Source organism: Larkinella fluvii (genome assembly GCF_051857545.1).
Taxonomy (GTDB): Bacteria; Bacteroidota; Bacteroidia; order Cytophagales; family Spirosomataceae; genus Larkinella.
On sequence record NZ_JBPZHB010000011.1, the window covers coordinates 216,462 to 232,347 of the forward strand.

7 protein-coding genes are annotated in these 15,886 nt (G+C 52.0%); 3 read left to right on the plus strand and 4 right to left on the minus strand.

Annotation, left to right across the window (positions count from 1 at the left end):
• Positions 1 to 122: 122 nt before the first annotated feature.
• Positions 123 to 1,013, minus strand: a complete 891-nt coding sequence (locus ACS5NO_RS27750; protein WP_439418146.1) for a hypothetical protein — start codon at positions 1,011 to 1,013, stop codon at positions 123 to 125.
• 379 nt (positions 1,014 to 1,392) lie between these two features.
• Here ACS5NO_RS27750 and ACS5NO_RS27755 point away from each other — a divergent pair, with 379 nt between their 5' ends.
• Together ACS5NO_RS27755 and ACS5NO_RS27760 are read left to right on the plus strand one after the other, a co-directional pair.
• Positions 1,393 to 2,670 carry a glycoside hydrolase family 2 TIM barrel-domain containing protein gene (locus ACS5NO_RS27755; RefSeq protein ID WP_439418147.1) on the plus strand — a complete coding sequence of 426 codons (1,278 nt, stop codon included), beginning with the start codon at positions 1,393 to 1,395 and terminating at the stop codon, positions 2,668 to 2,670.
• Positions 2,667 to 6,509, plus strand: a complete 3,843-nt coding sequence (locus ACS5NO_RS27760; RefSeq protein WP_439418148.1) for a glycosyltransferase — start codon at positions 2,667 to 2,669, stop codon at positions 6,507 to 6,509. The genes ACS5NO_RS27755 and ACS5NO_RS27760 overlap by 4 nt, the downstream gene beginning before the upstream one ends.
• Here ACS5NO_RS27760 and ACS5NO_RS27765 read toward each other — a convergent pair.
• Positions 6,476 to 8,179, minus strand: coding sequence for a glycoside hydrolase family 26 protein (locus tag ACS5NO_RS27765; protein WP_439418149.1), 1,704 nt, complete (start codon positions 8,177 to 8,179; stop codon positions 6,476 to 6,478). The genes ACS5NO_RS27760 and ACS5NO_RS27765 overlap by 34 nt on opposite strands.
• A gap of 262 nt (positions 8,180 to 8,441) precedes the next feature.
• Here ACS5NO_RS27765 and ACS5NO_RS27770 point away from each other — a divergent pair, with 262 nt between their 5' ends.
• Positions 8,442 to 11,237 carry a glycoside hydrolase family 78 protein gene (locus ACS5NO_RS27770; RefSeq protein ID WP_439418150.1) on the plus strand — a complete coding sequence of 932 codons (2,796 nt, stop codon included), beginning with the start codon at positions 8,442 to 8,444 and terminating at the stop codon, positions 11,235 to 11,237.
• 92 nt (positions 11,238 to 11,329) lie between these two features.
• On the opposite strand, the gene ACS5NO_RS27775 is transcribed toward ACS5NO_RS27770, so the two are convergent.
• Entirely contained in the window at positions 11,330 to 12,829 is a 1,500-nt protein-coding gene (locus tag ACS5NO_RS27775) for a RagB/SusD family nutrient uptake outer membrane protein (RefSeq protein WP_439418151.1), read from the minus strand.
• Positions 12,830 to 12,928: 99 nt separating this feature from the next.
• A complete protein-coding gene (locus ACS5NO_RS27780) occupies positions 12,929 to 15,790 on the minus strand; it encodes a SusC/RagA family TonB-linked outer membrane protein (protein WP_439418152.1) in 2,862 nt (953 codons plus the stop codon).
• Between the last annotated feature and the right edge of the window lie 96 nt (positions 15,791 to 15,886).

Genomic DNA, 15,886 nt, shown 5'->3' on the forward strand with positions numbered 1-15,886 from the left:
GTTTTTGTTTTGAGACGATTTCAATCCGGATGCGTCACGGTTTTCTTTCGAAAGAGGTCGGTACCAGTGTCGTTCCAGACCAAACCGTTCGGACAAGAGCATCTCAGCCACCGGATGAAGGTTCAATAACTTTCATACACATAGGTTAAGGTTTCCTGGGGTTTAAAGGGCTCGGTTGTAATGCGGGTTGCCGGTAAATCCCCGACGTAGGTATACGCATATGTGATGGATCCGGACGAAAGCACATTGTTCCGGCTCAGGTGGAGAACATTGTCAACCCCGCCATAATAGGTATAAAAATTCAGAATTCCGTTGAAGGGCGTTGACACCCCCGCCGTGGCATAGGGGGCCGGAATGACGGCGGTGTTATAGAAAGGATTTATTTTGGAATCGTGCGTAAAGTTGGTCGTAAACGTACCTCCGCCGGGGCCTGGCGACATCTCTGTCGTCGTTGTTACAGCCGTCAGGTTGTTCCCCGTGAAGAAGTATTCACTGTCTTCCCGGTAAGAAACCCCACCGGTTTCAAAGGATTTACGGCTACTTTTCACCTTGCTGTCGGGGTTGTATTGAAACGTTAAGTTCCAGACGTTATCGTCCCGTCCATCTTTATCGTTGGTGTAATAAAGCCGGGTCATCTGGCTGTTGACATACGTATACGAATAGGTCTCCGTTATCTTCGATTCACCCGCCGGGCTGATTTCGCGTTGAAACTGGATGACCTGGTTTTGGGCATTGTAAGTAAAAGCGCCCGTTTCAACCGGTGCATCCGAATCACTGGGATTTTGAGTAGTCGTAATCGTGTTCAGACGTCCCTGCGAATCGTAACCGAAGGTACTGATGTATTGCACTAAACTGGACCGGCCAGCGACATCAGCGAGTTCCTGCGTTACGGTTTTAATCCGCATACGGTCAGGAACTGAACCCGGTGAAACGTTCGGAAAAAGATGGTCGCCACAGCCCGTAAACTGAAACGCGACCAATACATAAAGAACTCCCCGAAGTACATGGATCATTTTCATACAGTGGATGTTTATTTTGTTGAAATTTTACAAGTAAATGTATCACTATGACTGGAATAATTATGACATTAACGTATATACTTATGCGGTATTTATTAACCGGTAATACCGTCAGATTAAAACATCATTTTGCGCATTTTTGAGCGGAAATAATACCTGACTTGCGGACCTTTCACCGTTTTTTTAAAGTTCTTTTTCTGGAAATCTAAACGGGAATTGGAATGATGTTTGCAGCGTTTACCGCGTAGACTTAGAAAGAGATGCTCTGGCTGATCCGGCCTGATCAATTCCGTATGTTACTATTTCTGAACATCAAACGGTGAGGTTACCAACGAAAGCTTCAGTTCTGACAATTCTTTTCCTTGGCAGTATCGTGCTATTGACCGGGCTATCGCAGTGCCACAACCCAAACGACCAACCCCGCCAGCGAACTGTATCGATCAAGGAAGTAGGCGAAAAATTCATCCTCCACCGAAACGGGCGACCTTTTGAAATCAAGGGAGCCGCCGGCTATTCGCACTTCCATACGTTAAAAGAATCGGGCGGAAATACGCTCAGAACCTGGGATACTACCCGGCTTGCGAGCCTTTTGGACAGTGCACAGGCGAACCACCTGGCCGTGGTTGTGGGTCTGCCGCTTCCCATGAATGACGATATGTCTTTTTACAACGATCCGGTAAAAGTGGCCTCCCACCTCAAAGCCTTGCAGGTTGTTGTCAACCGCTTCAAGCACAATCCGGCGGTTTTGATGTGGAGCCTGGGCAACGAACTCGACTTCCCGTTCGGTTTTTCGTATTACCGGTTTTACACCACGTTTAATGCGATTACGGATATGATTCACCGGGATGATCCTGACCATCCCGTTACTACCGTAATCCTGAATTTTAATACCAAATATATTTTCAACATCACCACCCGCTGCGATGTCGATCTGCTCTCGTTTAACATCTACAGCAACATCAAATCCCTGCGGAAAGACCTGGCGGATTTTTCCTGGTTTTGGAACGGGCCTTATCTGCTGACTGAATGGGGAATCGACGGTCCCTGGGAAGGGACGGAACAAACCGCCTGGGGTGCCTACATTGAAAACACGAGTAAGAAAAAAGCCGACTTTTATTTAAAGCGGTATGAGCAGGATGTTCCCCGGGAAGATCCCCGGTTTTTAGGCTCTTTTGTTTTTTTCTGGGGAAATAAACAGGAAACCACGCCCACCTGGTTTAGCCTGTTTGACGAAGCCGGGGCACCCGCTGAACCGGTGGCCATCATGAAGTATATCTGGACCGGCAAACCATCGCCCGAACCGTTTCCTGAACTCCGGTACATGCTGGTGAATCAAAAAGGAGCCCGCGATAATATTCTGCTAAGCCCGGGAAGTTTGTCAACGGCGGAGGTATTTCTGTATAAAACCAATGACCAGATCAAAACTGTTAAATGGCAAATTTTGCCGGAAGACTGGTACCGGGAAAACAACCAAAACAGCACCAAAAAGCTCAAACCAATCGAGGGCTTATTCCAAAAAAATCAGAATCTAAAGGCGACTTTTTCTGCGCCCGACCTGGAAGGGCCTTATCGTGTGTTTGCAACCATTTACCTCCAAAATGGGAATTTCGCCACCTGTAACACCCCTTTTTACGTGGTAAGTGACCCATGAAATCCATTCCGTCCGTAAAACCGCCATCGAAACGCGAACGCTTCACGCTTCGCCTGATGATCTTTTTAGGGTTGGCGTCCCTGGTCTTTTTCATGGAAAACATGCTGAAAGCGTCGGTCAGAGGCTATTTGCCTCTGTACTGGATGCTGATGGTTGCGTTTGGATTTACGTGTCTTAAAATTCTGCATGAATGGTACCATTATTTTTACATAACCGTTCCCGAAACACCGCCCGCCATCAAACCGTATACCGTCGATATTTTTACCACATTTTGTGCCGGAGAACCGTACGAAATGATCATCGAAACGCTGACGGCCATTCAGGCGATCACCCATCCGCACACCACCTACCTCTGCGATGAAGCCGACGATCCTTATCTGCGGGAGGTGTGCCAAAAACTGGGCGTCCATCACATCACCCGCACCGATAAAAAAGACGCCAAAGCAGGGAATATCAACAACGCCCTGGCCCATTCGTCCGGCGAATTGTGCGTCATTCTGGATCCGGATCATGTTCCTTTTCCGCATTTTCTGGACCCCATCGTCACGCATTTCAACAACCCGGCGGTTGGGTATGTGCAGATTGTCCAGGCCTATAAAAACTACGATGAGGGCCTGATTGCCAAAGGGGCAGCCCAGCAAACGTACCAGTTTTACGGCCCGATGATGATGACCATGAACCGGTACGGAACTGTTCTGGCGATTGGGGCGAACTGCACCTTCCGGCGCACCGCCCTCGAATCCATCGGCGGTCATGCGGCCGGGTTAGCCGAAGACATGCACACCTCCATGCAGTTGCACGCCAAAGGATGGAAGTCGGTGTATGTTCCGGCGGTTTTGGCGCGCGGTCTCGTTCCGTCCACGCTGTCAGCCTATTACAAACAGCAACTGAAATGGTCACGCGGGGTTTTTGAGCTGCTTTTCACGACCTATCCCCGGCTTTTTACGCAATTTACATGGCGGCAAAAACTGCATTACGGTGTCATTCCACTCCATTATTTGTCCGGCGTTTTGTATCTGATCAACTTTTTAATTCCTATCCTTGCCCTGTTCTTTGGCGTGAGCCCCATGCACATCGATCTGGCCGAATTCGTTTCCATCGGCCTGCCGTTTACCGCATCCATTGTGCTGATCCGGCACTTCGTACAATGGTGGGTGATGGAGGACGAAGAACGCGGTTTTCACATTGTAGGAGGACTGCTTATGATCGGAACCTGGTGGATCTTTATCCTGGGCTTCATCTACACCCTGTTCAGGAAAAAAGTACCTTATGTTCCTACGCCAAAAGATGGAAACGAAGCCAATAACTGGCCCCTGAACATCCCGAATCTGTCGATTCTGACCCTGTCTATTCTGGCGATCACTTACGGTTTATATACGGACTGGAACCCCTACAATCTGATCATGGCGGGTTTTGCCGGCCTGAATAGCCTGTTCATGATTTTTACCATTGCGGCCAGTCGACAGCAGCAGTTCAGAGCGGTTAAAGAGCGCTATCCTCTCCTGAACGACCTGATCAAAGTCATCCAAGAGGGAAAAGGGTATTTCTGGATTTTGCGACGGTGGCTGTATACCGGACTGCGCCATACCGCACTATGGATCACCGGAATTCTGGTTTTCTCCATTCTGTTTTTTGCAAAATTTCATTCTAAAACCGAGACGACTCATTCCCTGTTCACTCACAAAGACCATCTTTTTCTGTATGGAATGTATTCGCCGGACAAACCCGGTGGAATTTCTTCCGTGCGTACAATCAAATCCTACCAGGCATCTACTCAGGTTCAGGTTGACCTTATCTCGCTTTACATACCCTGGGGGGATAAACAGGAGGGGTATTTACCACTCAAATCGATCGATTCCGTTTATCGAAATGGCTCTATTCCCCTGATTAGCTGGGAACCCAGACCGGTTGTTTTTGCAAACTACCAGACAAAAAATAGTGCTGATACAAACGGATTCTTTTTTCACCAGGTTGTCGAAGGCCACTACGATTCCTATCTTCTCAGGTTTTCAGAACAACTAAAAGCACTGCATCGTCCCGTCTTTCTTCGCTTCGCTCCGGAAGCCGACAATCCGGTTTATCAGGGGCCTAAGCCAACTAAAAACGCGCCGGACGACTTCAAAGAAGCCTGGAAATACGTCCACAACTATTTTTCAAAGCAGGGTGTTTACTCGGTAATCTGGGTCTGGAGCCCCGGAACAGTCGACGCTATCGATGCCTATTTCCCCGGTAAAGACTACGTCGACTGGATCGGCGTTACGGTCTTGAATGACGGTTTTGTCAAGGCGGACCAAAAAAACCGTTCTCTGGAAGACCGCTATAACCCCTTCCACCAAAATCCCATCTTTCGTTCCGGCCTACCGGTTCTGCTCACTGAATTGGGTGCTTTACGCTCGGCAAACCAGCAAACCGACTGGTTAAAAAAGGCCATTCAGTCGGCACAGCGAACCTTTCCTGAAATAAAGGGACTCGTTTTGGTCAATGGAGGGTTAAGCAACGACGCGCGGGATTGGCGGATTCAGTCGCCGGATTCACTGCGGTTTTTAGAAGGTCAGAACCCGGAACTTAAAGCAGGTGTTTCGTCCGCAGAAAAAACAATACCGGTGTTGGCAGAAGCGGCCGAACCGCTCGCCCGCTCCCGCCCGGCTAACCGAAACTTTTTTATCGGTACCAAAGGCATCAATTACACCAAGGGGCAGAACTGGATGAAAAGTCGGTCGGTTTTTACCAAAAAAGATTTTCTAACCGATTTCAAGGAAATGAAAGAACTGGGCATCACGACCCTTAAATACAGCGGACCCAGTATTTACGAGCATAACCTTCTGAATACAGCACAAAAAACCGGCCTTACAATTCACTACAGTTTCTGGATACCAGACAAGATTAATTTTGTAACTGATCAGGATAAGCTGGCGGACTTACGCGCTACCATTCTGGATGCCGTCCGAAACCTGAAAGGCCATCCCGAAATTGTCTCCTGGAATATGGGTAATACCTCATTTCAGAAACTTTCCCGTTATTATTACAAACCGGATCTGCTTTATCAGGAATATGCCTACCTGTCGTGGCTCAAATCGGTCGTCAACGAGCTGAAACAAATTGATCCGGATAAACCCGTCACCGTCAATCTGGACGTATCGGAAAATCTGGTACAACTTACGAACCGGTTCCACCATTTTATTCCGGCTATCGACGCTTTCGGGCTGGTTTTGAAGAAACCATCACGAGCCGTTTCACAACTGGTTAAACTACAGGTTCCGTATTTTTTTAGTGAAATTAGCGTCAGCGAATATGCCAAACTTCCAAAAACAACAACCGGTTTATTTATTGAAAACTGGCAGGATGAACAAACCACTGACTGGGTTAGTTTCAACGGGTTAAAAGACCATGAGGGTCGTACAAAGCTAGCGATCTTGCAATTGCGTCATACCTGGAAAGGGACGTCCCTGCCAGTGTTGCCTCCTCCCATTAAAATCCTGAAACCTGCCCTGGGCACCTTTCCCGGGGCGCAGCTTCCCTACCATGCACTCATCCGCAACACCGATCAGTGGGTGCTGGCCCAGGCAGTACCGGTCACTTTTCGCCTGGAGTGGAAACTGGTAAAAATGGACCGCTTCGAAAACCCCGTTTCGGTAAAAAATGTGGGCAAAGGGCCTCGTTTATTACTTACCATCCCGGAAAACCCATCGAGCTACCAGCTTTATCTGTATGTTTTGAAAGGAAATACAGTTCTGGACATCGTCCGCTCGACACTCCATACCCCGCTTCCGGTCACGGCCTCTACCCGGCCCAGGGACAGCATCCCTCAGCGGTGGTCGGCCAGCGTTCGGACAAAATGATCGAAAGTCGGCTTGCTGATGCTCCAGTCCGGGGGAGGGATCTTGCCCCAGACTTTCGGGTTATCGGCCAGATTAAAGTAACAAACGCCAAACACTTCCGGGTGCGCGTTCAGCACGTTGGCAGCCTCTTCCAGCCATCTCTTCTGGAAATCTTCCGGGCCTTTCACTCCAAATTCGGTCACAAAAATTGGCTTGTTCACCAATCGCATCCGGTACTGTTTGCGGCTGTAAATGGTCTGGAATGACTCCTGGCGGGCGGGATCGGTGATATTTTTGTCGGGAAGTCCATAAATCGCCACGCTGATGTAGTCGACCACATCGTCGCCGGGCCACCATTCCAAGGAGCCCCGGTCACCGGCGGGTCCCCACACGCGCCGGATATTTTTCGCTCTTTTTCCGTCAAAATTCATGAAATACCGGAACGCTTTGCTGTATAAAACCGGGTCCTGACTTTGCCACGCATATCGCTGAATGGGAATCTCCATTTCGTGTGCAAATCGCAAATAAACGGTTTGCGTAGTCGCCGAAATGACTTGATAAACCGCCCTGAATTCGTCGTCATAAACGCCGGAAATTGTATTCGATAACACGTTGGTATCTTTTCGGATTTTTCGATCTTTCCACGGTTCCATGCTGATAATCACATCATGATTTCGCGCGACAACGGCTTTAAATTCTTTGGCAAAACTGCCGTCCTGAACAGCCTCCAAATCAATAAAAAGATGTTCTGCCTGTATGGATTTTGATTTAACCAGAAACTGTTTCGGATCATATACGCCAATTTCCGGTTTCGACATTGCCTGCGTCACCGCATTCTCAATAGCCGGTCTTTTAGACAGATTCGCATATATACCGTGTGCTTCTTTTTTGATCTCCGCAATCGCTTCCTGTATCGTTTTCGAAAGCGATGGATCGGCCTTTTCCTTCCGGGATGCCAGAATAAGCAGGGGCTTATCCATAAACCGCATCCGATGTATTTTCCGCTTTATGGCCGTAATTGGATTCGCGACCCGGGGATACGCCGTGGCCAGTTGTTCGGATTTACCATCGAGGGTAATGCTGATCAAATCGACCGCTTCTTCTCCCGGCCAGTATTCGTCAGCTCCGGGATAACCGGCTGGCCCCCAGACCATTTTAGTCTTTGGCGATGCGGTTTTGCAGCATTTTGCGAAATACCGGAACGCATCGATGTATACAACCGGTGACTGGTACTGCCACAAATAAAGCCGTACCGGCACTTCCATTTCCGGACTCCACCGCAGGTAGATTTCCGATTTATGTTGGGTTATTGCCTCGCAAAACGTTTTGATAGAGTCGTCAAACCGGCCTTCTAAAATTTCATCAAGGCCATTCTCCTGATCCGGCGAAACGGCCATCTGAACGGTGATTAAAACCGGAAGATCAGCCGGTAGTTCTGAAACCAGTTTTTGCAGAGCGGCTTCCTGAACGGTTCGGTCCAGGGTTACCGAAAGGGTATGAAATGAGTTTACCAGTCCCTTTTTTAGCTGATTTTTCCGATCGAATATGCCAACCACGCTCTCTTCAAAGTCGTGATTAATCAGTGCCACCGGAGGGCTTTCGTTATGAAACGGAAAATACGTTTTGAAGAGATAAACCAGGAAAGCGATCGCCAGCCCTCCACCCAGTGTATAAAGAACAATTCTTCTCATTTGATGGTCATCGATGAATAACGTTGGATGTACAGGACACGCTTTCGCCAGTGTCAGTTTATTGAAAGCAGGCAAAATCTGTACCGGTCTTTTACTGCGGATTGCAACGGCGCCGGCAGGCCGGTCTTGACCCGCATTTCGAAAACCGTAGGTTAAACTTTTAGACCAGTGGGTAGACTTCCTGAACCGCAGCGCTTTTGAGGACAATGAACGGGCGATTGTCGCCTGACTTTTCCAGCCTGCGAAAGCCCCCGAACGCGTTATGAGACTGCCCTTTTACCCGTTCCTCTTTTTTTGCCTGCTTAGTTTCAATGCCTGGACCGCCGAACCGGTTCCGCTCACCCGGCTTCGGTGCGATTCCCGGGATCATCCGCTCGGTGTCGAAAGCCGTCAGCCCCGGCTGAGCTGGCAGATGGTGTCGGCGGTTCGGGGGCAAAAGCAAACCGCTTACCGGATTCTGGTATCCGACAATCCGCAGACGCTGGCGGCTGGTCAGGGCAACCTCTGGGATTCGGGCAAACGCATTTCCGACCAGTCGATTCAGGTGCCGTACGAAGGCAAACCGCTGTTGGCGAGCCAGTCGTATTACTGGAAAGTGCAGATCTGGGACAAAGACGGCCTGCCGTCGGGCTGGAGCCCCCCCGCTACCTGGCAAATGGGTTTGCTAACCAAAGCCGACTGGGGCAAGGCGCAGTGGATTGCGCTGGAAGAACTGCCCGCATCGGAACGGATTGTTCCGTTTGTCCACGACCCCAATGCGGACAAACCGTTGGGAGACCGGAAATCGGCCCAGAATGCGCTGCCCCAGTTTCGGAAAGAATTCCGGCTGGAAAAACCGCTGAAGCGAGCCACGGCTTTCATTTCCGGTTTGGGCCATTACGAACTGAGCCTCAACGGGCGACGCGTAAAAGACCATTTCATCGATCCCGGGTGGACGAACTACGATCACTACGCCCTGTATGCAACTTACGACGTAACGACTGCGCTCAGAAGGGGCGCAAAAGTGTTGAGTGTGCTCCTCGGCAACGGTTTCTATAACATTCCCGTTGAACGCTACCGGAAAATTGTGGGTTCGTTTGGCTATCCGAAACTGATCTGCAAACTGCAACTGGCGTACGAAGACGGGACGTATCAGGAGGTAGTTACCGATCAATCATGGAAAGTGACGCAAAGCCCGATCACCTATTCGAGTATTTACGGGGGTGAAGACTGGGACGCCACCAAAGACATTTCGGGCTGGATGGAAGCCGGTTTTGATGATACCGACTGGCAAACTCCGCTCGTGGTGCAGGGATCGCCCCAACTGCGGTCGCAAACCGCACCGCCGGTCAAGATCATGGAAACCTTCAAACCGGTGCGGATCACGCAGCCCAAAGCCGGTATTTACGTGATCGATCTGGGGCAGAACATGTCTGGGATTCCGCAGATTTCGGTAACGGGAAAAACCGGTTCCATCATCAAAATAACGCCCGGCGAGTTGTTGGGTGACGATAGTCTGGTCACGCAGCAGTCCAGCGGCCAACCGCATTTTTACCGGTATACCCTCAAAGGAACCGGCACCGAAACCTGGCATCCGCGCTTCACGTACTACGGTTTCCGGTATCTGCAAATCGAAGGTGCGGTTCCTGCCCAGGGGCTGCTGAGTACGATCGCGATGCCTTCCGCTGAAATTCCGGTTTTGAAAGCCGTCAAAGGCCTGCACATTCGGGGTTCAGCCGAAACCGTCGGGGCGTTTTCGTGTTCGAACGAGCTGTTTAACCGCATCGACCGACTCATCGACTGGGCCATCAAAAGCAACATGGTGAGCACGCTGACCGATTGCCCGCACCGCGAGAAACTGGGCTGGCTGGAAGAGACGCACCTCATGAGTGGCTCGGCCCGGTATACCTACGATCTGGCGACGCTGCTGCCGAAAATCATTCGGGATATGCAGTCGGCACAGTTGGCCAATGGCCTCATTCCCGACATTGCCCCCGAATACACCGCCTTCGCCAGCGGTTTTCGTGACTCCCCGGAATGGGGCAGCGCCGGGGTGATTCTGCCGTGGTATACTTACCAGTGGTACGGTGATAAAAGCATTCTGGTGGAAAGTTACGACATGATGAAAAAGTACGTGGCCTACCTGGGCACCAAAGCCAATAACCACATTCTGACCCACGGTTTGGGCGACTGGTGCGATCTGGGACCCAAACCGCCGGGCGAATCGCAGTTGACACCCAAAGGCATTACGGCCACAGCCACCTACTTTTACGACCTGACCATTCTGGAAAAAACCGCCCGTTTGCTGGGCAAAACCGCCGACGCCGATCAATTTCAGCAACGGGCTCAGTCCGTTAAAAAGGCGTTCAATGAAACGTATTACGACGCCCAAAAAGGGCAGTATGGATCAGGAAGCCAGACGTCCAACGCCATGCCGATTTACATGAAGCTGGTGACGCCCGACAACCAGGCCGCCGTGACAGCCAGTTTATTGAAAAACCTCAAAGACAACCACTACAGCCTGACGGCGGGCGACATCGGGTTCCGGTATTTGCTGCTGGCGCTGGGTCAGATCGGCGCTTCGGACGCCATTTACGCCATGAACAACCGTACCGATGTGCCGGGATACGGCTACCAACTGGCTCACGGCGCCACCGCCCTGACCGAATCCTGGCCCGCCCTGCGGTTTGTCTCCAACAACCATTTCATGCTCGGACACCTCATGGAATGGCTTTACAGCGGCCTGGGCGGGATTCAGCAGGACGAAAACGTGCCGGGTTTCAAAGCGATCGTCATCAAACCCGAGGTCGTGGGAGACATCACCCACACCCGCGTCCGGTATCATTCGCCTTACGGCCCGATCCGGAGTGAATGGAAAAAAACCGGTAGTCAACTGGAACTGATGGTGAGCATTCCGGCCAACACCATCGCGACGGTCTATTTGCCCAACGCCACCGGAAGCCCGATTCTGGAAAGCGGCAAACCCCTTGATCAGCAGAAAGAGATCAAGGTGCTGCGGACGGAAACCGCCCAAACCGTCGTGGCTATTGGTTCAGGCAGTTATGTGTTTAAGCTTTAAATAACGAATATTGAATGTCGAATATCGAAAGCCGGATCAATCACATCGATATTCGGTATTCAACATTCGATATTCATTATTCCTTTGCTTTTTCACCACCCCGGATTCTGCGTCAGATTCGGATTGAGCTGGCGTTCCTTGGCGGGAATGGGAAATAGATAATGCTTCTTTTCATCGAAAGGACGGCCTTTGGAGGTCAGTTCCAGGTAGGCTTTTTTCCAGCGAACCAGATCCCGCCAGCGGTGGCCTTCCAGCCCAAGTTCCACCACCCGCTCATGGTCGATCCACTCCATGAAAGCGGTTTTAGACAAACCGGGGTCGAGTTCCTTCAAACCCGCCCGTTTCCGAACGCGGTTGACGGCGGCATAGGCCTCGGCAGTCGGCCCGGAGGCTGAATTGGTGGCTTCGGCAAACATCAGCAGAACATCGGCAAAACGCAGCAGCCGGATGTTCACGTCCGAACCCGTCGTCCAGTCGAACTCGTTTCCGCCATCTTTCTGGTATTTTCGGACGGCAAAATCCGCCGGTAAAACGTCGAACCAGGACGTGTACTCCAGCACTTTGTAATAATCCAGCCCGTCGAATTTGCTCCCCTGTGGCCCAAAAACCGACGCTAGCAGGCGCGTGTCGCCCACTTCAAACTGCTTGACATACCATTCCGACGGAATCACGTTGTTGTAGGCCCGGCCCCGAACGCCCATTTCGAGGGGCCGCAACCCGCCCGTTCCGCATTCATCACAGAACGCACCGGGATTGACCGTTGCCGAAAACTGGACTTCAAAAAGTGACTCCTTGTTGTTCTCATTGACATTCGTGTGGTTATCGCGGTAGTTCGGCACCAGATCGTAGACGTTGGAGTCGATGATCTCCTTAAACAGTTTGGCTGCGGCCGCGTAATCGGTCTGGCTGTTGGTCAGGTTGGCCCGATACAACAAGGCTTTGGCCCGGAATCCTTTGGCGGCTCCGCGTGTGGCCCGGCCAATTTCGTCGCCTTCATACAAAACCGGCAAGCGTTTTTCGGCTTCCTCGAAATCTTTCAGAATGGCCGCATACACCTGCGGAACCGCAATCCGGGTCGGTTGCTTCTCTTCGGGTTTACTCACATCGACTACTTTCAGAATCAGCGGCACATCGCCGAAATTCGTCACCAGCGTGAAGTAATACAACGCCCGCAGAAAATACGCTTCGCCCAGCAAACGGCTCTTCTTCGCTTCGTTCATTGGAACGCCCGGAATGCGGGTGATGGCCAGATTGGCCCGGTAAATACCCTGGTAACAGCCCGTCCATAGAAAATTGAACACTTCCGTACTGGCATCGGCTTCGGCTTCACGCATCAACACCAGACTCGGACTGGTCGACACCGTGGCCTCGGTTTCGTCCGACATCAGTTCCTGGGTCAAATGCATGATCTGGGAATACAGATCCGGCGACGCCAGGGTCGCATAAGTCGCATTGACGGCCTTGAGTGCATCTTCTTCCGTTTTGTAATAGTTATCCGTCGTCAGCACATTCACATTCTGAACGTCCAGCGCCTTGTCGCTGCAACCAGCCACCAACCCGGCCACCAGCAAAAGCGTGCTTATCTTTTTCATATGAACTCGGTTTTCAGTTCACGGTTTTCAGTTTACGGTGGGCTGGCGCGCGTACAGGTTGAATGCGTCAGCTCACCGTAAACCGAAAACCGTAAACCATTAAAAATTAAGCTGTAATCCCCCCAGGAACATTCTTGACTGTGGTTGCTGGGCGACATCAATGCCTTCGCCCAGGGCCTGATTGCTGGCAAATTCAGGATCGAAACCGGAATATTTTGTTTTTGTAAACAGATTTTGCGCCCCGACATACACCCGCAATCGGCTGGCGCCAAAAGTCGAGGTCAGCGATTCAGGCAAGGTGTAGCCCAGTTGCAGGGACTTTAACCGAAAATAACTGCCATCTTCCACAAAGCGGTCGGACGGGCGAAAATTCCGGGTTCCGGACGCATCCGCGCGGGGCTGCGTGGTCGACGGTTTTTCGCGCGTCCAGCGGCTGAGCACTTCCGTTCCGGCGTTGTACCGGCCCAGATACCCGTTCAGCCAGTAGGCTGTGGCGTTGTAAAGCTGGTTGCCCGACGCCCCTTGCAGCAAGACCGACAGGTCAAAACCGGCCCCGCTCACCGACGCTGAAAAACCGTAATAGACCGTCGGAATCGGGCTACCGAGGAAGGTTTTGTCCGCGTCCGTGATTTTGCCGTCCTTGTTCAAATCCGCGTAGCGAATGTCGCCGGGTTCGGTTCCGGTCAGGCTGGGGTTCTTGATGATTTCGTCGCGGGTCTGGAAAATACCCACCCGCTGAAAACCGTAGTAACTGCCCACGGGTTGCCCTACCGCCGTGGCCGTTACCGTTTCATCCTGCACCAATCCACCCAAAACCGGATCGGGCCGGTCGCCCAGCGAAACCACCTTGTTTTTCTGCCAACTGGCAAAACCGGTCAGGCTGAAGCTGATCCAGTCGTTGCTCCGTTCGCCCGTCAGACTCAGATCGATCCCGGAATTATCGACCACCCCGGCATTGGTCAGCGGAGCCGCAGCGCCCACCGACGCTGGCAAAGGCACCTCCACCAGCAAATTCGTGGTCTGTTTCCGGAAATAGTCGACCCGCAGTTTCACACTGTTTTCCAGGGCATTGATATCCAACCCGACGTTGCTGGTCGTGGTCGTTTCCCAGCGAATGCCGGTGTTGGGCAAGGTACTTGGAAACGCCCCGACGCCCAGAAATGAGTTGGTGGGGCCGAACGGATAATTGTAGTTTTGCGCGATGAGTGAAGCATATTGAAAATCCCCGACGTTGTCGTTGCCGCTTTTTCCCCACCCTACCCGGAGTTTGACGGTATTCAGATACGGCACCGATTCCAAAAACCGCTCTTTGTTAAGGTACCAGGCCGCTCCCACCGACGGAAACGCCCCAAAGCGGTGTCCCGGTCCGAAACGCGACGAACCATCGCGCCGGACTGCCGCCGTCAACCAGTATTTTTTCTGAAAATCGTACGACAACTGGCCCATCAGACTCACCACCCGGTAGAACGCGTAGGTGCCGCCCACCGTCCGGTTGCGCGAGGATTGACCGGCCGTCAATGACCGGATGTCGTTACCGGGCAAATCATCCGCATAGGCCAGGATGTCGTCATTTCGGTAGGTCTGGCGACTTCCCGCCAGCAGAACCGTCAGCGAATGAGCATCCAGCGTGTGCGAATAACTCAGTTGATGATGCAGTAAGGTGTTGTAATTCGTCTGTTTGGCCCGGGCCAGCGAAGCCGTCAGGTTGATGTTGTATTCGCCCATGTTGAACGCGGGCATGGAATAGGCGCGGTCGAAATTGCGCAGATCGAAGCCGAGGGTTGCGCGGTAGGTCAGGCCATCGAACAGCGTCCATTCACCGAACAAATCACCGATCAGATTCAGGGACGTGTGCCGGTCGTTGGTCAAAACCGACAAGCCGATGGGATTCAGGGCGTCGTTGTTGGCGTCGAGGTAAGTAGTGCCTTCGTAGCCGCCAATTCGTCGCGGGTTGGTAATCGACAGATAGGGCGCACTTTTCAGCGCCTGTTCAATGGGCGTCCGCCCCCCGGTTCCGTCGTTGGCGTGCCGAACCGACTGGCTAAGGGTCAGGTTCTGCCCCACTTTCAGGTTGTCGGTCAGATCGAAATCGGTGTTGAGCCGCATCGATAACCGCTCGAAATCGGAGCCGAGAATGACGCCGTCCTGCTTGAAATAATCCGCAGCGATCAGGTACCGCGCCGACTCCTTCCCCCCCGCCACCGACACATACGCACTCCGAACCGGAGCGGGCCGAAACAACGCCCCGAGCCAGTCGGTATTGGTGCCCAGCAGCGTATCGAGCGATACTTGATTGGTCAGTTTAAAGGCCGGAATCAAGCCACCGTTCGAGCGGCTGTCGTTGATGTAACTGATGTACTGGCGGGTATTGAGAAGCTGGGGCATCCGGGTCGTCCGCTGAACGCCGGTATACAAATCGACGGTGACGCGGGGCTGACCGGTTTCGCCTTTTTTGGTGGTAATCAAAATGACGCCGTTGGAACCCCTCATGCCGTACAACCCCATCGAGGTTGCATCTTTGAGGACTTCGACGGTTTCGATGGCGTTTGGAGCCAGCCAGTTCAGGTTATCCGCTTGTCCGATAATCATCCCATCCACCACCACGAGTGGCGTGGTATCGCCAAACCGCCCCGGCCCGTGAATTTGCAGGGTGGCCGCCCCGCCCGGTTCGCCGGAATTGGCCCGAACCAGCAGGCCGGGCACCTGCCCCTGCAAGGCTTGCTGGGAATTTGCGGTCACGATCCGGCGGAGGTTTTTAGCCGAAACCGTATCCGTCGAACTGGTGTGCCGAAAGGCGGTCAGGCGGCCATTTTGGGTCGAAAGTGAATCATCGGATGGAAAAGCAACGGTGGCATGGGCGGTTAGTTGAAGCGTTAAAGCGAGGATAAAAGGTATGAGAATGAGCGAATTGGTTTTTATCCATATTGTTGAGAAACACCGGATAATCGGTGGGTGTATCATATACCTGGACGGGTTAGAGGAGGTAATGCCGAAAGTTAATTAACTCTTCCGTATCAAGAATAATACCAATCCAAAAAATAAAAGAGCCTGCGTAGT